Genomic DNA, 19255 nt, shown 5'->3' with positions numbered 1-19255 from the left:
CATTAGATTAAACAGTTAAACACAGTAATAAGAAGCGTTATCATTACTAAACTTGATTTGGTTTCTTTATACCCTCAATACTCCAGCTCGCACTGAAGCGTACTGCTTATTGAAAATATTCATTTTTAAGGAATGTATGTTATGACGTTTAATCGCCCTTCGTTTAAGAAAATATTACTGTGTGCTGGTTTAGCCGCTTCTTTTACTACATTCGCAGCGGAACATACTGTTAGCACGAAATACGGTAATGTTAAGGTTAATGACGAGGTAAAACGTGTGGTTACTTTATCCGAAGATGCCTTAGATAGCGCGATTGCTTTGGGTTTTAAACCTTTGGCGGCGGTTGCTACACGGGGAGGTGATTCCGTCGCAGAGTACATTCAAGATCGTGTCGGCAATATCAGCATCGTAGGCACTTCGAGACAAAACAACTTAGAAGCCATCGTTGCTCAGCGACCAGACTTGATTCTAGCATCAGCGACTTTGTCCCAAGATCAATACAATATCCTTTCGAAAATCGCACCAACTGTCGTGCCAAAATCCCCAGGAATAGTTACAGGTTCATGGGAAACGATAGCCCACGTTTATGCTGATGCATTGAACAAGACTGACGAAATGGATGTCATTCTTGCGGATATAGAGAAACGTGCAAGTGCGCTTAAAAACAAGATTACAACTAAATTACCTCAAAATGAGCGTTCAGCAACACTTGCTCGCTGGATGCCTCAAGGACCTGTCGTCATGTCTTCACAGATTTTTGCACCAGACATCCTAGCTTCCGTTGGTTTCGAGATTAACGATGCAGGTGTCGTCAAAGAAGGACGTCCACACAGTAGCCCTCTTAGCTTAGAAAATTTATCTAAAGTGGACAATGACTGGTTGTTCTTGGCAACACTGAACAATGAAGGCAATGCCGCACTCGAAGCCGCTAAGACCTCGCCTTCGTTTTCTCGCCTAAATGTTGTTAAAGAAAACCACGTTATGACTGTTAACGGACAGCTTTGGACAAGTGCGGCGGGACCATTGGCAGCGCATGCAATTTTAGACACCATTGAAACTGTTATTGATAAAAAGATGAATTAAACTCGATGCAAAGTTGGTTTCTTAAGTCTCCAGCCCAGCGACCATTGTTTGCCGTCTTAGTGTCAGCACTTTTTGTGTTGGCACTTTGCTGCTTGCTGAGCTTATTATTTGGTGCTGGAGGGTTAACCCCTCAGGCTTCCCTTCAAACCTTATTTGGTAACGGTTCTGCAGACGACGAATTTACGGTTTTCCATCTGCGCTCAACAAGAACATTAATTGGATTATTTGTTGGTTTAACGCTAGGTATTGCTGGCGCGTTAATGCAAGCCGTGGCTCGTAATCCTTTAGCCGAGCCAGGCTTGCTTGGTGTCAGTGCAGGCAGTTCATTTGCTGTCGCCATGGCACTTGTCATGGGAGCCAGTACAGCAACGTTAACGGTTGGCATCGCGCAGTTAGGTGCCTTAATTGGCTGTATCTGTGTGCTTGGTGCGGCGCGTATGCAAGGTCAACACAACGACCCTATTCGCCTTGTACTTGCTGGTGCTGCGTTATCTAGTCTGCTATTAGCCATGACGTCACTTATTCTCTTATTCGATCAAAGAGCGGCAGACGAAATTCGCTTTTGGGTCACAGGAAGTGTTGCTGGTCGTGACACCCACACGCTAATGTCCGTTTTGCCTTCCATGTTAGTTGCCGCTGCTTGCGTTCTATACACGGCAAAGCCGCTGGCTTCGTTAGCTTTAGGTGAGCGTGTCGCTATTGGTCTTGGACACAAGCCAAGACGAATTCGCGGCATTATCATTATCGCGGTAGCCTTGCTCGTAGGCGGTGCCACGGCAATAGCCGGTCCCGTAGCCTTTATCGGCTTAGTGGTTCCTTTTGCTGCCAGAGCCTTAGTTGGCCCTGATATTCGTAGAACATTATGGCTATGCTTACCTCTTGGGCCAATTATTGTGATAAGTGCTGATATTATTTCGCGACTTGTCGCACAACCTGCAGAAATGCCTCTGGGCGTGCTCACCGCTATCGTCGGTGCCCCTGTGCTTTTATTGATTGTCCGATCACGTAGGCTGCCCACATTATGATTAACCAAAGCCTTTCCATGCCAGATACTCCGACCAGCAACACAAGTCCAAATGGCTATCGACTCGTTTCTATTGGCCAACATGCGCAAATCCTAATAGAGAAAGAAGCGATTGTTCGCAACACTTGGCTTTTGGTTGTCTTATTCTTTGCCAGCATCATTACTCTTGGCAGCGGCACTATGGCTATTTCGCCAAAAGAAGTCGTTGATGTCCTCTTAGGACAGGGTGATACCATGAATCAATTTGTTGTCAAAGATTTACGCTTACCACGATTATTGGCCGCTATTTATACCGGTGCAGCCTTCAGTTTGGCGGGTTGTTTGATGCAAACAATGGCTCGAAATCGTTTGGCAACACCAGGCATCATTGGTATCGACAATGCAGCTATGGCCTTTGCGGTCTCCTCCATTGTTGGCATGAGTGTATCCTTGGCCCCTTCCTTTATGGCCCTAGCAGGCGCAGCAACCGCAACAGCATTGGCATTTGGCTTGGCTGGTGGAAGTGGCACTCGTGGCTATCGCTTCATTGTTGCAGGCATTGGGATTGGCGCTATAGCTGGCGCAGTAACTCAGCTCTTATTAAGCCAAGTCAGTATTGATGTTGCCAATAGCGCGTATCCATGGACGGTCGGAAGTCTCAGTGCTCGCGATCCTTTCATGGTCAATACGTTGGGTATTGGCATTGCCATTTGTGTCATTGGCTGTCTTTTGTTTTCAAGACAATTTGCTCTATTACCTTTTTCAGATCAGGTTATTACTGGGCTTGGTGCCAATATAAAACACATCAGAATACTCGCGCTAATTCTGTGTATTACCTTAACTGGACTGGCTGTCGCTGTCGCTGGGCCGGTTGGTTTAGTTGCGTTGGTTGGACCTGAAATTGCCCGTGTTCTTTCTCGCTATCGAGGTATTCCTCTTATTAGTTCCGCGCTCACTGGTGCACTGGTTATGATGCTCTCCGATCTATTTGGGCGAACTGTTTTATCTCCTATCGAATTACCAGTAGGCATTGTGACTGCTGTGATAGGTGGACCTTATTTAATTTGGATACTCGTTAGACGCTCTTCAAGGAGTTCGTTATGACAGCTACTGCTTTTAAACAAAAGCCCAACACTTTTAGCGCCAGCCTTAGCGCAGATAAACTAAGTCTAAAACATGGCAAAATAAGCATTATCGATCAATTAAACGTTACCTTACCAGAAGGCCAAGTAACGGCGATTGTCGGGCCAAATGGCTGTGGAAAATCCACTTTATTGAACGGACTATCTCGTGTTCATACGCCCAGTTCAGGCGTTGTAATGTTAGATGGTAAAGATATCCACTCATTGCCATCTAAGGAAGTGGCTCGTCGTCTTGCCCTATTACCACAAGACACTTTGGCACCTGATGGCATCACCATAGAAGAACTCATACGATTTGGCCGTCATCCTCACCAAAGCTTATTAAGACAATGGGCAATGGATGACCAAGAAGCCATAAAATATGCTTTGCAGGCTGCAGATCTTGAGGGTTTAAAAGACCGTCTACTGGACACCTTGTCAGGTGGTCAACGTCAGCGCGCTTGGATAGCTATGTCCATTGCACAAGAAACGCCTTTATTACTGTTAGATGAACCAACATCTGCACTTGATCTTGGCCACCAGATCGAAGTTTTCGAGCTGATACGAAATCTATCTCGGCAAGGTAAAACATTAGCGATGGTTGTTCATGATTTACCAAGTGCGTGTCGATATTCAGACCATATCATCGCCATGAAAGAAGGTGAAATACTGACGCAAGGGAGTCCAAAAGACATTATGACCAAAGAGCTGGTACGTGAACTCTACGGTGTTGATTGCGACCTTATGCCAGACCCTATGACAGGAAGCCCTATTCTAATCAACATCAGACGCCTGAGAAGCTAATCGCAAAGTACAAAATAAAGCCTTCTTATGAAGTTTTATAATGCAATTGGGCAAACTAAAACTGAAAAGAAGGCAATTTGTTTTAAAATGGCCAATTTGATTTTACTCACCCCCCTCTTATCGAAGATAATCTCTCTATCATTTTTTATCGACCTCTTAGCTCGATAACTGTCCTGCACATACGCCCTATTTAGTGGAAATACGTTTCAATGGAAATCAAAGTTAATTTTCTCGACAATCTCAGACTAGAAGCCAAGTTTGATGATTTTACCGTCACTGCAGATCAGCCAATACGCTACAAAGGCGATGGCTCAGCACCCAGTCCATTTGATTATTTCCTAGCTTCCTCTGCGTTATGTGCCGCCTATTTCGTCAAGGTATATTGTAAGTCTCGCGATATCTCGACAGACAATATTCGCTTGTCTCAAAATAATATCGTCGACCCAGAAGACCGTTATAATCAGATTTTTCAAATTCATGTCGAGCTGCCTGACGATATTTCAGATAAAGACCGCCAAGGCATTTTGCGCTCTATTGATCGCTGCACAGTAAAAAAAGTCGTACAAACTGGTCCTGAATTCAAAATTGAGACCGTTGAAAACTTAGACGCTGACGCCAATGCTATGTTAATGGGCCAACCAGACGGCTCATCCAACACTTTCATTCCTGGGAAAGACTTACCACTGGAAGAAACCATCAGTAACATGACGGCTATGTTAGCCGATCTTGGGATGAAAATTGAAATATCATCTTGGCGTAACATAGTGCCAAACGTTTGGTCGTTGCACATTCGTGATGCAGCCTCTCCAATGTGCTTTACCAACGGCAAAGGCGCCTCTAAAGAAAGCGCTCTGTGTTCTGCTCTTGGGGAATTCATCGAACGTTTAAACAACAACTTTTTCTATAATGATCAGTTTTTTGGTACCGAAATCGCTAACAGTGATTTTGTTCATTACCCGAATGAAAAATGGTTTGCATTAACAGAAGACGATTCCTTACCGGAAGGCATCTTAGATGATTACTGCTTGGAGATTTACAATCCAGACGATGAGCTGCGCGGCTCACACTTGATCGATACAAACTCAGGCAATAAAGCCCGTGGTATTTGCACCATTCCTTACACACGCAAATCCGATGGGGAAACGGTTTATTTCCCATCAAACCTCATCGAAAACTTATTCTTAAGCAACGGCATGAGCGCGGGTAATAACCAACAAGAAGCGCAAGTACAATGCTTATCTGAAATCATCGAACGTGCGGTAAAACGCCAGATTATTGAAGACGAGATTGTCTTGCCGGATGTACCAATGGCAGTGTTGGAACAATACCCAAGCATCCTTGCTGGCATCAAAGGGCTAGAAGAACAAGGCTTTCCAATCCTAGTGAAAGACGCGTCGCTTGGTGGCCAGTTCCCAGTCATGAACGTCACATTAATGAACCCAAGAACTGGCGGTGTGTTTGCTTCTTTTGGTGCTCACCCAAGTTTCGAAGTTGCTTTAGAACGTAGTTTAACTGAGTTAATGCAAGGACGTAGTTTCGAAGGCTTAAACGATGTGCCAAAGCCTACCTTTAACAGTATGGCTGTTACAGAACCAGAAAACTTCGTTGAACACTTTATTGACTCAACAGGCGTTATTTCTTGGCGCTTCTTCAGTGACCAAGCTGACTATGATTTCGTCGAATGGGACTTTTCTGGGACCAGCGAAGAAGAAGCTAATGCGTTATTTGGTATCTTAGAGGACCTTGATAAAGAAGTGTATGTGGCCGAGTTAACGGACTTAGGCGCTGCAGCTTGTCGTATTTTGGTTCCAGATTATTCCGAAGTCTATCCAGTGGAAGACTTAGTTTGGGATAATACCAACAAAGCGCTGGATTATCGTGAAGATATTCTAAACCTACATGCCTTAAGTGATGATCAATTAGAAGACTTAGTTAATCGTCTAGAAGAAAGTCAACTGGATAACTATACCGACATCCCAACCTTGATTGGCATTGTATTTGATGAAAATACCGTCTGGGGACAGTTAACCATTATGGAGCTTAAGATTCTAATTTACTTGGCTCTTGGTGCCCATGAAGATGCACTAGAACTGGTGGGTGAATTTTTACAATTCAACGACAACACAGCGGAGCGCGGCTTATTTTATCAAGCCATGAATTGTGTACTAGAAGTCACTCTAGACGATGAATTAGAACTGGATCATTTTGTTCATAGCTTCAGCCGAATGTTTGGTAAAGAAGTCATCGATAACGTTATTGGCTCCGTTAAAGGCGATGTGCGTTTTTACGGTTTAACCAAAACCAGCATGCAACTTGAAGGTATTGAACCACATTTGCGCTTAATTGAAAGTTATAAGAAACTTCATCAAGCGCGTAAAGCACATTCATTGAAATAAAATACGTACACCATGAGAGGCCATTTAATGCTAAAGAGTATCGTCCGCCAGTCCCGCTTTGTATTGATTGGCCCTTTATTATTAACATTAAATGGCTGTGAATCTATGTCACTGTCCTTCAATTCTGTGGATTCTGTTAATACACTTTCCAATCAAATTAAAGAAGCAGACGACATAAAAGATGTAAAAGCCATTGCCAAGCAGGTAAAAGCCACTAGCAAAGTTATTCGGGCTGATATTGAAGCAATAAGAGCCTTATACGCCGAACTTGATCAAAAAGTGAATAAGCGATGGGGCAAGGATAATAGCGAGCTACCCGAAAAGAAAAAGTACGTAAAATACACCAATGATTATCAAGCGAGAACAATAGTCGATTTTGAAAAAGGCACAGTTCGGGTCGAAACATTAACCACGGATCGACCGCTTGAAGCCCTAAAGCAAGCGGTATCAACCACGTTACTCACCACCTCTGACCCGTCTAAAACGGATATTTTTTCGAGCGATGCACCGGATACGGAAGGCGTCCCCTTCTTGTACCCTCAGGTCATAGATCACGATGGCAAGGTTGTTCAATATCGCTGGCGAGCAGAACGCTATGCCGATTATTTAGTGTCTAAACAATTGAAACGATCCAGCTCAAATGGCAAATCCGTTTATGCAGTAGAGTTCAATCTCGCCCCACAACATGAGCACCTAAGACAAGAAAAATACAGCCAATATGTCATCGCTGCTGCGAAACGCTACAACCTATCTCCGGCGCTTATCTACGGAATCATAGAAACGGAAAGCTCGTTTAACCCCTATGCAGTTAGCCCAGCGAACGCCTACGGTTTGATGCAAGTTGTTCCGGCGACAGCTGGACGAGATGTTTATAACTTAGTGAAGAAAAAATCAGGGGAGCCGACTAAAGAGGTGTTGTTTGTACCAGAAAACAACATTGATATTGGCAGCGCTTACTTACATATTTTGCAAACGCGCTATCTTGTTAAAGTCAGCAACAAGATAAGTCAAGAATACTCTATGATATCGGCCTATAATGGTGGCACAGGCAATGTGTTAAAAACCTTTGATCCGAATGACCGAACGAGAGCGATGAACAAAATTAATCAAACATCCACTAGTAACGTCTATAAGAAGCTTAGGTACGACCACCCTAGATCAGAATCCAAAATGTACCTAGAGAAAGTCACCAAAGCGAAAAAGAAATACGAATAGTCTTTAAACACTTTGGTGACAAAGTCGAAAAATTGGCACGTTATAGGCGTAAACCAATTGGCAAGCTCTCACCGACCAAGGCATTCAATTCGTCGCTGTTAATCTCGATTTGACTTTCTAAACGCTCCAACCATTGCGCGGGGCATTTGTCTTTTTTGAGTTTATTCGCGACTTTCTTTCGCAACGCGCTCAGCTTATCAGATTCCCCAACGCTCACCTGGCTCATTAACACCGCTGCCAATCCAGCTTGCTTACGCTTCTTCCAATCTTCCTTGAGGACAGTTTCTAAAATCGGTAAAAGTTTTTCTTCTGCAATTCTCTCCTCTTGCTTACCAGATAAAAGATGACGGGAGGCTATGCGCCCTATCGTCCACCAAGCGGTGTCTGGCTCCGAGGTCTTTTGCAAACGCTTTAGCAGCCAATCTATGGTTACGGTTTTGTCTTCATTCGACAGGCGTTCTAGCGCGCCAACTAGACGAATCAGATCATCACTCGACTTAGTGGTCAGCGCCTTCATTTTGTCACGAGATCGCTGCCCTGATGGTGAATAATATTGGCTAAACTGCTTAAACAAATGCGTTTGCTGCTCAACGGATAAACCACCAGCAATACGGCGATATAAGGTCCAATATTGCCCCCAAACTGGCGCAGTATCATACTGAGCACCCGCTTTAGTAATGTTCACCACTTGCTGAACACGAGCTAAATCATCGGCGGCACCAAAGCCTGGACGCAAACAATACCCCATGAGCTGTAACCATTGTCGCTCATGTTGAGCACTTTTGATTCGACCTGACTTCAAACTTAAAAGCTTATCAACCAAACGTCGAGACGTTGCAAGATTCCAGTCATCTCGATTGCCAAGCAACTGATCCAAATCCTGCTTAAGTGATTTCACCAGATCAGGATGTTGTTTTTGTCCTACACTAGAAAAGCATTTAGCCAAGTGCTCTTCTGCTTGCCCCATATTGGCATGAAGCAAACCGCTTTCATCTGCTTGTGCAGACTCTTGAGAAGAACTGGCATGTGTTGAAAAATCCAAACGCCATTGATCTTGTTTATTGTTAGCTTTTAGCTCAACTTGTAAGACACCCACTTCGGTCATTTGTACCGACAGCTTTACAGGCACTTCTTCAGAGTCGATAGAGCCATCCAACTCGGTCATCAAGGTAGAAATATAATGTAAGTCCTCTTGGTTACGCACTGCACCAACCACACCATCAATATGGTCATCAGAGCGATACAGAGGAAACTGAACTTGCTGCCCCAGGGTGACAAAAAACTCTTGCTCTAAAACGATGGCATCGCCTTTTAAGGTGCCTTTCGGCAAGATACCAACAAATTGATCATCACCTACTTGCAAATACAAACTGTGTGCCACACCACTTTCAATGCGTGCACTTTCTCCCGCCAAAGCAGTTAAATACTTCACTGCGCCTTTGGCAACAGCATCGTTAGGTTCATCCGCTGCGCAAGCAAGAATAGGCTCAGCACGCCAATCGTTAAGTTGCTCTAACAAACGTGCTTTTAATACTGGGCTATTAAATAAACCACCATTAAACAACACCGCATCAGGCATACCCGAACCTGTCGCAGCTTCAATAGCCGACCTATGCTGTTGCAAAAATGCCGCTAAATGACGAGTGAAAGCAGGGTCCGATTCATAAGGCAAACCCAAGGTATGCATGGCGTAATCGCTTTTTTGCACCTTGTCAGCCGCATCCACTAAAGGAAAAAAACCACTGCTTATTTGCTCTAACAAGGTATTTCTGAAAACATCAAACTTTTGCGAACCACCAATTAGACGACTGCCGCCGCCCAGTACGGTAATGGTTAATGACTCTGGTGCATTTTCACCTAATAGCGCTTCTTTAGCCTGACGAGTTTGCTGAACCAACGCGGCTAAGCGCGAGGCAGATAATGCTGAAATCTGTTTGGGGTCTAGCTGAAATGCCAAGGCTTGATCAAGGTTATCGCCACCAAGTAATAAATGCTCGCCTACCGCAATACGCTTAAGAGAAACATTCTTACCCTTTGACGACACAGGTTTAATTGCAACCAAACTAAAATCGCTGGTCCCCCCGCCAATATCCACCACTAAAAGCATTTTCTTATCCGCGATCGCTGCGAGTTTTTCATCATCGCTTATATAGTGATAGCAAGCCGCTTGTGGCTCTTCAAGAAGGTACAAATCCTTTAAACCTGCTAGCTTGGCTGCTTCCAACGTTAAAGCTCTCGCTTCTTCATCAAAGGAAGCAGGTAAGGTCAAGGCAATGGATTGATATTCTAATGGTGCATCAGCAAAGCGGTAATCCCAGCTTTGCTTAATGTGCGACAAGAGTATTTTACTCGCATCTAATGGACTGAGCTTTTTCGAGAACTCACTTGCCCAAGGCAAAATGGCTGATCGCCTATCAACCTGACGATGGCTTAGCCAGCTTTTCGCACTTTGTATCAATTGCCCTGCTCGTCGCTGGCCAAGAGCCAAAGCTCCAACACCAACAACTCGCTCTTTATCACAATGACGCCAAGGCAAAACAGGATCGATTTTACCCACTTCATCAGACGCTAAGACATAAATAGCACTTGGCAAATATACGAACTCTTGTACAGAACCATCCGCCATCACTTGAGGAATCGACAAGAGTTCGGGTTCGCTTTCTGCACAGACAGAAACATCGCTATTAATCGGCGTGTAAGAGACAACACAATTGGTTGTCCCTAAATCAATACCGACTCGATAAGTAGCAGGAAAAGCCGCTTTCGCCATCTTTTAAGACTCCCTAACTTGAAACTCAATAGTCCAACTCAGGTCTGATTGGGTGTCATGGGCTTGTAACAGCAACTGCCCCAATTCAGTTACACGGGCCGTCAAATACACACGAACCATGTCACCAGCTTGATAATGACCTGCATCTAATCGAACCGATAAAGGGTTTAGTTCATTTAGCTGTGCAATTGAAAACGACGCAATGACTTTACCAACCGAATCCACTTCACTCGTTTTTGACTGGAAAAAACGAAATGTCACACTTTCGCCAACAACAAGCGAAAATTCATTCGGCAGCATTTGCTCATCTGAACCTTCCTCCAGACCAAATGGTGCCACGCAGATCGCATCGACAGGTGGTGCCATTCCAGGAATAGCAGGCATTGGACTTGCAACACCAATGTAATAATTGGCCGCTAAACCACTTTTTACTTTTACACCACCTTCTGCTTGCACTTGAGCATAGTACGTTGCGCCTTTGGCAACCGCATGATCCAAATGTGAAGGTGTCAGCATGGTTAATTCACTGCCACCGGATGATTCAGACAACATCGAAGCCAAACGTGTTTCTAAGGTATTGCGAATCAAACTGGCATTGAATACACCGCCGTTTAGCAGAACCTTACTTGGTTTCACATCATGCTGAGACAAAAACTCACTGATATGGCGAGTGATCGCAGGGTCAACCTCGTAATCCAAATTAATCGCACTGAAACCACTGCGCGCTGCTTTTTGAGCTTGCTCACCCAGCTGCACTTGCGGAAAAAAACCATCAATTAATAGCTGTTGAACATCATTTCGCGTCAAGGTCGCTTTAATGCTGTTATTGAATAAACTACGGCCACGACTAGGCACCACGACGCTGACTTCTTCTAAGTCTGCATTAGTTAACAAGCGTTCTTTGGCCTCTCGACACGCCTGTGTTAGACCGCTAATTTGCCAAGCCTCAAGATTGGTGCCATTTTGCGCGAGCTGAGCCGCCAGATGGTAAGTTAACGTGAGGTCCATATTGTCGCCACCAAGCAAAATATGACGACCAACAGCCACCCGCTCTAAACTTAAAGCGCCTTCTTGCTCGACTGCTTGGATCAAAGACAAATCCGTCGTGCCACCACCAACATCAACAACCAAAATATGCTCGTTAACTTCTAGGTTGTCAGTCCAATTTTGTTGATCACTTAACCAAGCATAAAACGCGGCCAATGGCTCTTCGATCAAACGAGCACGTAAGCCAACTTTTTCCGCTGCTTGCTCAGTAATGGCACGAGCGGCAGGATCAAAGGACGCTGGAACCGTGATGACAACGGTTTGATCAGTAATAGGAGCATCAGGAAATTGATTTCCCCATGCGCTAACCAAATGCGCTAAAAGGGTTTCTGTGACCTGTGCTGGAGACACTTTTTGCACTTCTTCTAGCGCATCGACAGGTAAAACCGCTTCGTCTGCACTAACTCTCGAATGGCACAGCCAGCTCTTAGCACTTTGCACTAGTCGACCAGAAGATTTAGCACCAAGTTCTCGCGCCATCTGGCCCACAATAGAAGCAGCCTTACCCCAAGGCAGCTGCAAATCGCTTTCCAAAAACTCACTTTGATGAGGAAAGTACACAAAGGAAGGCAATAAAGGACGAGCATCAACTTGGCCTGCTGCAATAAACTGCGGAATGGCTAATTGTTGAATACGCCCTACTTGCTCAGCTTCTGTTGATGTTTGTGTCGATGGAGAATAATAGACAGCAGAATGCGTGGTACCCAAGTCGATACCAATGAAATATTGACTCACTGAATTATACCTCGACTTCAGCTGGCGCTAGAATGGTTAGACTTTCTGTATTCGTCACTTTTGGTAAGCGTGTTTCAGTGACTTTCCAACCTGGGTGAATCAGTGTTCCAGCATAAGGGCCATCGCCTTCGACTTTACCTTCAAGCTTAATCTGCTTGGCATCATATCCAGACGGCACTTCAACACGGCTATTCTCTACCGCAGTGTTGACAACAGATGTAGAGACCGCATCAATGGTAAAGTGTTGTTTCAATACTTTCGAACAGCCTGCATGAATTTGACGTGAAGCGGCACCAACATCAGCATCGCTATAATCATCAATGCTTTCTTGGATAAAATCGATAAAACGCGCTTCTTGTTGTAACAGTTGTAATAACTGATGTGCACCGTCTGCATTTACCGTATCCAAAATAGGAGCCGCGACTTCAACCTCACGAATCACTTCGACTTCTTTAGTAATAACTGTCGGCTCAACTTCAAAGGCAAATTGCTTACCTTCACTTATCGCCTGACAACGAGCGGCATAATTGCCGCTCGCCATGTATTTTATAAACTGACCAAAAGCGCCAAAAAAGCGCGGTACAAATGAAATTGGTTTAATTTTATTCGTCATAATTTATCCGTTTTGCATTTCTTCAAGCTCTAACCAACGCTCCATGGTTGTTTCAAGCTCTTCTTCTTTATGCGCTAACTTTGCTAAGGTTTTTTGAACATTCTCTGCATCTCCGGTATAGAACTCCGGTGCACTTGTGGTGACATGCAAAGCGGCAATTTCTTCTTCTAACTTAGCGATGGTGGCAGGCATCTCATCAAATTCACGCTGAATTTTGTAGCTAAGCTTCGCTTTAGACTTGGCTGGTTCAGGCGTTTTCTGATTGGCCTGTTCAGCATTACTTGCTTCTACCTTAGCTTTTTCCTTTTTAGATGGCACATCATCCGTTTGTGAAGTGGATTCAGTTGGGAACTTACCACCTTGGCGAATCCAATCTTGATAGCCACCAACATATTCTTTTACTCGACCTTCGCCTTCAAAAGCAATAACGCTGGTGACCACGTTGTCTAGGAAAGAACGGTCGTGACTTACCAATAACAAAGTGCCATCGTAATTCATTAAAAGTTCTTCTAATAACTCCAGCGTCTCTACATCCAAGTCGTTGGTCGGCTCATCCATAATGAGCAAGTTAGCAGGTTTCGTGAATAGCTTCGCTAGCAACACTCGGTTTCGCTCACCACCTGATAACGCTTTGATTGGTGTTCGTGCACGTTCTGGCGGGAAAAGAAAATCGCCAAGGTAGCCAATCACATGTTTGTTCTGACCGTTGATTTCGATAACGTCTTTACCTTCACCAACGTTCTCGGCGACGGTTTTTTCAGGGTCAAGTTGTTCACGCAACTGGTCGAAATACGCCACGTTAAGTTTGGTGCCTTGGCGAACAGTACCTGTCTGTGGCTCCAGATTACCCATAAGAATCTTTAAAAACGTACTTTTACCGCAACCATTGGGGCCAATCAAACCAATACGGTCACCGCGATTCACAATAAAATCCATCGGCTGCAAAATAACTTTGTCTTCGAAAGAGTGGCCAACTTGCGTAAACTCCGCCACCAACTTGCCAGACTTCTCTTTCGTTTCAATCGCCATTTTTGCATTGCCTTGGCGATTAATACGTTCAGAGCGCTCTTCACGAAGTGCCTTCAAGGCACGAACTCGACCTTCGTTACGGGTACGACGTGCTTTAATGCCCTGACGAATCCACACCTCTTCTTCAGCAAGACGCTTATCAAACAAGGCGTTTGCACGCTCTTCTTCTTCCAGCATTTTTTCTTTAAAAGCTAAGAACGCGGTGATGTTACCGCTAAAGGAAATAAGATTGCCGCGGTCTAGCTCAATAATACGATTGGCTAATTTTTCTAGGAAGCGACGATCATGGGTAATAAACAAAATCAAACCACGAAATTGCTGAAGCTGCTGCTCCATCCATTCGATTGTCGGCACATCCAAATGGTTAGTCGGTTCGTCGAGCAGCAAGACATCTGGATTAGAAATAAGTGCCTGCGCTAAAATAACGCGACGACGCCAACCACCAGACAGTTCCGACATCAGCTTGTCAGCAGGCAAAGCCAAACGTTGAACCATATGATTCACTCGTTGCTCTAGGTCCCAGCCCTGAATTCGATCCAATTCAGTTTGGATATCACTTAGCTCATTTGAGTGATCATTTTCAAAATCTTCTAATAACTTAAAGTAACGAGTCATTAAGGAATGTGCTTCACCAGCCCCTTCACTCACAACTTCACGTACCGTTTTTTCATTTGCATCAGGCAATTCTTGAGGAAGCTGAGCAACCTTCATTCCGCCTTCGATGCGTACCACACCTTCATCAGGTACTTGCTCACCAGAGATGACTTTTAATAACGTGGATTTACCTGCACCATTACGACCAATAATTGCAACACGCTCTCCAGCCTCTGCTGAAAAACTAATCTTTGACAACAGTGGATTATGACCGAAAGCGACACTAATCTGTTCTAACGACAATAGACTCATATCTATCCATATAAAGTAAAAATTTTGTGGCGGTATAGTATCATCCTTCTAAGCGAAGGTTCAGCAAATAGACGTTATCAATTGATAAAAAGAAAAGGATTCTTATTTTAAAAAAGCATTTTTTGCTTTTCTCCAAACAGCCGCTATCTGTAAAACTATTAGCAAAGAGATTTCATAAAACCCCTTTATTCATTCTTATTTGAGCCTATACTAAAGTCGCTTAATAATGATTTTCAAATAACGGAGTATTGGATGGCGTTAAAAAACAAGTTAGGACCAATAACAGCAGTGGTCGTGGCGACAGCGACAGTGGGTTGGATGCTCGTAGGTGGCAATGGCATTACCGTAAGCAACCCTGACGCTCAACCTAGTGAAAGCACAGTTTCTTCTCAAGCTGCTGAAATTAAGCAAGCCTATCCAGTACAAGCCAAAACCTTATCGCCAAAACACATTGAGATACACCTGCCATTAAGTGGTAAAACGATGGCGGGAGAAACGTTAAATCTCGTTAATAGCTACCAAGGCAAAATCATTAAGCTTCCAATAGAAAAAGGTCAGCTTGTTGAAAAAGGTCAATCGATCATGCAGATCGATACACGAACATTAAAAATGCAAATTGAGCAAGCTGACTTACTCGTTAAACAGCGCCAATTTGAGCTGGATGGTGTTAAAAAACTCAATGCCACTAACCTATCATCTAAGGTTAATCTTGCCCAAGCAGAAACGGATTTAGCGTCTGCAAAAGCCACCAAAACTTCGTTATTAATTGACTTAGAAAATGCCAACCTTGTTGCGCCCTTTTCAGGTATTCTCAACACGCTTGATGTGCAGGTCGGGCAAATTCTGGCTACTGGCGTCACTATTGGCTCACTTGTCTCTATTAATCCAATCAAAGTGAAAGTGGATATCCCACAAAATAAAGTCCATCTAGTTAAAATCGGAACGCCTGGGAACATTCGCTTCGAATCTGGTTATGAGGCGGACGGTTTCGTCACATACATTAGTGCAACGGCCAACGAAACCAGTCGAACCATTAGTGTTGAGCTGCTCGTAGACAATCCAAACAATACCATCCCAGCAGGACTCACAGCATCGGTTGATTTCATCATTGATGAGCAAAAAGCACATGCATTGTCTCCTGCTCTATTAACGCTCGACGACACCGGGCGTACTGCCATCAAAACCATTAGCATTGATAACACCGTTACCATCACGCCTGTCGATATTGTGAAATCGGAGCGTGATCATGTTTGGGTTGTAGGCCTACCTGATAATGTCAATATCATCACTGTTGGACAAGGCTTTGTCTCAGCTGGTGATCTTGTTGACGCACACTACCAAAACTAGGGAGGTCTATTATGCAAGCAATAATCGAGGCTGCTTTAGCACGCTCCCGAACCGTGATGATGTTTTTTTTGCTCATATTAATAATGGGCACAGTGTCTTATATCGAAATTGCCAAAGAAAGCGATCCCGACATCACCATTCCAATGGCCTATGTATCGGTATCATTAGAGGGCATATCGCCAGAAGACGCCGATAGCTTATTGGTTCACCCTTTAGAAAAAGAATTAAAAGGTTTAGACGGCCTGAAAGAACTGAAATCTACGGCTTCAGAAGGTCATGCTTCTATCATTGTGGAATTCCTATCTGGCGTAGACATTGATCAAGCCATCAGCGATACCAAGGATAAAGTTGACCGAGCAAAGAGCGAACTACCCAGTGATGCCGATGAACCAACCGTCACCGAAATTAACCTTTCCACCTTCCCTGTTTTACGGGTCAATTTATCCGGGAATGTGGATTTCGCTACTCTTAGCCGCACAGCCAAAAACTTACAAGACGCAATTGAAGCGGTTGATGGTGTATTAGAAGCAAACATTAGTGGAGATAGAGATCAACAAGCACAAATTATCATTCGCCCTGAACAGCTTGAATCGTACAACCTATCCCTGAGTGATGTTGCAAACTTTGTTTCTAACAATAACCGTTTGGTGGCCGCGGGTAATTTAGACACCGGCGCAGGTCGCTTCTCTCTAAAAGTCCCTGGGCTGTTAAAAACCAAGGAAGACATACTTAATTTGCCAATTAAAGCCGATGGCGATCAAGTCGTTTTGTTAGGCGACATTGCGACAGGAGAACTGACGTTCGAAGATCCCACCAGTTATGCGCGGGTTGAAGGCAAGCGTAGCATCACTTTAGCTGTCTCTAAACGCGTTGGCGCCAATATTATAAATACCATAGAAGCAGTCAAAAACGTTGTTGAAACAGAAAGTCAGCAATGGCCAAGTGGTGTGAATTATAATCTCACAGGTGACAAATCAACTGAAATCGAAACCTCGCTTAATGATCTCTTTAACAATGTCCTAGCAGCCACCTTGCTGGTGATGATTGTTATTGTTTGGGCTCTTGGTATACGCAGCTCCATTTTAGTTGGTCTAGCCATTCCCGGGGCATTCCTAGCCGGAATTTTGATCTTAAATTTACAAGGTTTCACCATTAATATGGTGGTGTTGTTTGCGTTAATACTCAGTGTCGGCATGCTGGTAGACGGTGCTATTGTGGTAACCGAGTATGCAGACCGGAAACTTTCCGAAGGCGCATCTAAACGACAAGCCTACAGTGAAGCCGCTAAACGCATGGCATGGCCAATTACTGCATCCACCGCTACCACGTTAGCGGTTTTCATGCCGCTATTGTTTTGGCCAGATATCGCTGGTGAGTTTATGCGCTTTATGCCAATTACCATCATAGCAACGCTGGCCTCCTCTCTTGTCATGGCGCTTATTGTGATTCCAACTATTGGCTCAATTATTGGCAAAAAAGGCGCTTACAGCGATAAAACAATGCATGCCCTACGCATTACTGAAACAGGCGATCTTAGAGAGCTGACAGGCGCAACTGGACTATACGGTCGAGTACTGACTCGTTTAGTCGAAAAGCCTATTTGGGTATTAATGTTTACCATCGCTTTGCTGATCAGCATTTTCATTAGCTATGGAAAATTTGGTAAAGGCATCGAGTTCTTTCCAGATATTGAACCAGAAACGGCCAACTTGGATATTCGCGCTCGTGGAGACCTCTCTCTTGAAGAAAAGGACAAGCTTGTTCAATTAGTCGAACAAAGGATTATTGGCACTCGTGAATTGAAAAGTGTGGTGGCTACTTCTTATGCAACACCAGGAAACAATGTGGCGCCAGACAGTATTGGCACTATTACGATGGAGTTTATCGAGTGGTACAAGCGAGATTCAGCAAATGTCATCCTCGATAGAATCAGGGAAAAAACCAAACAAATCCCTGGCATAGAAGTCAGCGCCAAAAAAGAACAAGGTGGACCTCAATCTGGCGCCGATATCCAATTGCAGCTAAGTTCAAATTATACGGAAGCGCTCAATATTGCAGCCGATGAAATCAGCAAACAGCTGTTACTACGAGATGAGATTCTAACCGTGAGTGACGACCGATCATTACCCGGTATTGAATGGCGTATTGACATTAACCGCGCTGAAGCAAGCCGCTACGGCGTTGATGTAACCAGCCTAGGCAATGTCATTAAGTTAGTCACAACAGGCATTACATTAAGCGACTTTCTACCCGATGGTGCTGATGACAAAATCGATATTGTGCTGCGCTATCCAGTGAACCAACGAAACCTTGATCAGCTAGATCAGCTACAGATACCAACGAATCAAGGCAGCATTCCAGCCAGTAACTTTATTACTCGCTATGCGGCACCCAAGCAAGGCGTGATAAATCGAACAGATGGCAAGAAAACCGTTAAAATTGATGCGGATGTGAAAGATGGCTTGGTAATTGATGAAGTTATTAAAGCCATTAAAGCAAAAATCGATGCGGCGAACATAGACAAGTCAGTTCGTTATGAATTCCGAGGTAATACGGAAGAGCAGCAAAAATCCATGGTCTTTTTGTTAAAAGCCTTTGGCGTTGCCTTCTTTATTATGGCGATTATTCTGGTAACCCAATTCAATAACTTCTTCCAATGCTTATTGATTCTAAGTGCGGTAATTTTCTCTACCATGGGGGTTTTGATTGGCTTGATGGTAAAAGGCCAGCCCTTTGGTATCGTCATGAGTGGTGTTGGTGTGATTGCCTTAGCGGGCATTGTCGTCAATAACAACATTGTGCTTATTGATACATTCAACGGTTTACGTAAGCAAGGCATGCTGGTTCGTGAAGCCGCAATTCGCACGGGTGTTCAACGCTTAAGGCCTGTGATGCTGACAACCATCACCACAATCCTTGGCTTGGTGCCTATGGTGTTTCAGTTAAATATTGATTTAATCCATCAAACCTTCAGTATCGGCGCACCTTCTGCACAGTGGTGGACACAACTATCGACTGCTATAGCAGGCGGATTAACCTTCGCCACGCCGTTAACACTTATACTCACTCCTTGTTTATTAGTATTGGGTTATAGACGCAAAGAACGTAAACAGCTTGAAGCACTTAATGCGCAAACGGTAGAAAAAACAGATGAGGAAACAATAGATAAGGTTGACGAGTCGTAGC

General features: G+C 44.2%; 12 protein-coding genes. 8 read left to right on the top strand and 4 right to left on the bottom strand.

The features are described 5' to 3' along the window. The first annotated feature begins 141 nt into the window (after positions 1–141). The 6 genes from C1X04_RS08630 (at position 142) to C1X04_RS08605 (ending at position 7622) form a co-directional block, all read left to right on the top strand. On the top strand, positions 142–1083 hold the full coding sequence (locus tag C1X04_RS08630) for an ABC transporter substrate-binding protein (RefSeq protein WP_110572290.1): 942 nt from the start codon (positions 142–144) through the stop codon (positions 1081–1083). A gap of 5 nt (positions 1084–1088) precedes the next feature. Then, a complete protein-coding gene (locus tag C1X04_RS08625; RefSeq protein ID WP_137169685.1) occupies positions 1089–2108 on the top strand; it encodes an iron ABC transporter permease in 1020 nt (339 codons plus the stop codon). After that, positions 2105–3190 carry an iron chelate uptake ABC transporter family permease subunit gene (locus C1X04_RS08620; protein WP_137169684.1) on the top strand — a complete coding sequence of 362 codons (1086 nt, stop codon included), beginning with the start codon at positions 2105–2107 and terminating at the stop codon, positions 3188–3190. Before C1X04_RS08625 ends, C1X04_RS08620 begins: the two co-directional genes overlap by 4 nt. After that, the gene (locus C1X04_RS08615) at positions 3187–4011 is read left to right on the top strand and encodes an ABC transporter ATP-binding protein (RefSeq protein ID WP_137169683.1); all 825 of its coding nucleotides are present in this window, start codon (positions 3187–3189) and stop codon (positions 4009–4011) included. Before C1X04_RS08620 ends, C1X04_RS08615 begins: the two co-directional genes overlap by 4 nt. Positions 4012–4220: 209 nt before the next feature. Then, positions 4221–6407 (top strand): OsmC domain/YcaO domain-containing protein, encoded by a 2187-nt coding sequence (locus C1X04_RS08610; RefSeq protein WP_110572283.1) that lies wholly within the window; start codon positions 4221–4223, stop codon positions 6405–6407. A gap of 27 nt (positions 6408–6434) precedes the next feature. Then, complete coding sequence (locus tag C1X04_RS08605) at positions 6435–7622, top strand: murein transglycosylase domain-containing protein (RefSeq protein WP_137169682.1); 1188 nt, start codon at positions 6435–6437, stop codon at positions 7620–7622. A 40-nt stretch (positions 7623–7662) separates the two neighbouring features. On the opposite strand, the gene C1X04_RS08600 is transcribed toward C1X04_RS08605, so the two are convergent. From C1X04_RS08600 to C1X04_RS08585, 4 genes are read right to left on the bottom strand one after another with little or no spacing between them, the layout of a single operon-like run. Further along, a complete protein-coding gene (locus C1X04_RS08600) occupies positions 7663–10392 on the bottom strand; it encodes a hsp70 family protein (protein ID WP_137169681.1) in 2730 nt (909 codons plus the stop codon). Positions 10393–10395: 3 nt separating this feature from the next. Next, positions 10396–12174: an Hsp70 family protein gene (locus C1X04_RS08595; RefSeq protein WP_137169680.1), complete on the bottom strand. Its 1779-nt coding sequence runs from the start codon at positions 12172–12174 to the stop codon at positions 10396–10398. Between the two features lie 4 nt (positions 12175–12178). Beyond that, positions 12179–12787, bottom strand: coding sequence for a DUF2760 domain-containing protein (locus C1X04_RS08590; protein ID WP_137169679.1), 609 nt, complete (start codon positions 12785–12787; stop codon positions 12179–12181). A 3-nt stretch (positions 12788–12790) separates the two neighbouring features. After that, entirely contained in the window at positions 12791–14722 is a 1932-nt protein-coding gene (locus tag C1X04_RS08585; RefSeq protein WP_137169678.1) for an ATP-binding cassette domain-containing protein, read from the bottom strand. Positions 14723–14974: 252 nt separating this feature from the next. On the opposite strand from C1X04_RS08585, the gene C1X04_RS08580 reads away from it, so the two are divergent. Continuing rightward, a complete protein-coding gene (locus C1X04_RS08580; RefSeq protein ID WP_137169677.1) occupies positions 14975–16069 on the top strand; it encodes an efflux RND transporter periplasmic adaptor subunit in 1095 nt (364 codons plus the stop codon). 11 nt (positions 16070–16080) lie between these two features. Then, entirely contained in the window at positions 16081–19254 is a 3174-nt protein-coding gene (locus C1X04_RS08575; RefSeq protein WP_137169676.1) for an efflux RND transporter permease subunit, read from the top strand. Position 19255 lies beyond the last annotated feature (1 nt).

Source organism: Marinomonas sp. FW-1 (assembly GCF_005222245.1).
GTDB classification, from domain to species: Bacteria; Pseudomonadota; Gammaproteobacteria; order Pseudomonadales; family Marinomonadaceae; genus Marinomonas; species Marinomonas alcarazii.
The sequence above is the reverse complement of the archived record's forward strand: the minus strand, read 5'-3'. Positions and strand labels throughout refer to the sequence as shown.

What these genes read in the sequence shown, in the direction of transcription:
- C1X04_RS08630 (WP_110572290.1), top strand. Translation starts at nt 142, where the DNA reads ATGACGTTTAATCGCCCTTCGTTTAAGAAAATATTACTGTGTGCTGGT.
- C1X04_RS08625 (WP_137169685.1), top strand. Translation starts at nt 1,089, where the DNA reads ATGCAAAGTTGGTTTCTTAAGTCTCCAGCCCAGCGACCATTGTTTGCC.
- C1X04_RS08620 (WP_137169684.1), top strand. Translation starts at nt 2,105, where the DNA reads ATGATTAACCAAAGCCTTTCCATGCCAGATACTCCGACCAGCAACACA.
- C1X04_RS08615 (WP_137169683.1), top strand. Translation starts at nt 3,187, where the DNA reads ATGACAGCTACTGCTTTTAAACAAAAGCCCAACACTTTTAGCGCCAGC.
- C1X04_RS08610 (WP_110572283.1), top strand. Translation starts at nt 4,221, where the DNA reads ATGGAAATCAAAGTTAATTTTCTCGACAATCTCAGACTAGAAGCCAAG.
- C1X04_RS08605 (WP_137169682.1), top strand. Translation starts at nt 6,435, where the DNA reads ATGCTAAAGAGTATCGTCCGCCAGTCCCGCTTTGTATTGATTGGCCCT.
- C1X04_RS08600 (WP_137169681.1), bottom strand. Translation starts at nt 10,392, where the DNA reads ATGGCGAAAGCGGCTTTTCCTGCTACTTATCGAGTCGGTATTGATTTA.
- C1X04_RS08590 (WP_137169679.1), bottom strand. Translation starts at nt 12,787, where the DNA reads ATGACGAATAAAATTAAACCAATTTCATTTGTACCGCGCTTTTTTGGC.
- C1X04_RS08585 (WP_137169678.1), bottom strand. Translation starts at nt 14,722, where the DNA reads ATGAGTCTATTGTCGTTAGAACAGATTAGTGTCGCTTTCGGTCATAAT.
- C1X04_RS08580 (WP_137169677.1), top strand. Translation starts at nt 14,975, where the DNA reads ATGGCGTTAAAAAACAAGTTAGGACCAATAACAGCAGTGGTCGTGGCG.
- C1X04_RS08575 (WP_137169676.1), top strand. Translation starts at nt 16,081, where the DNA reads ATGCAAGCAATAATCGAGGCTGCTTTAGCACGCTCCCGAACCGTGATG.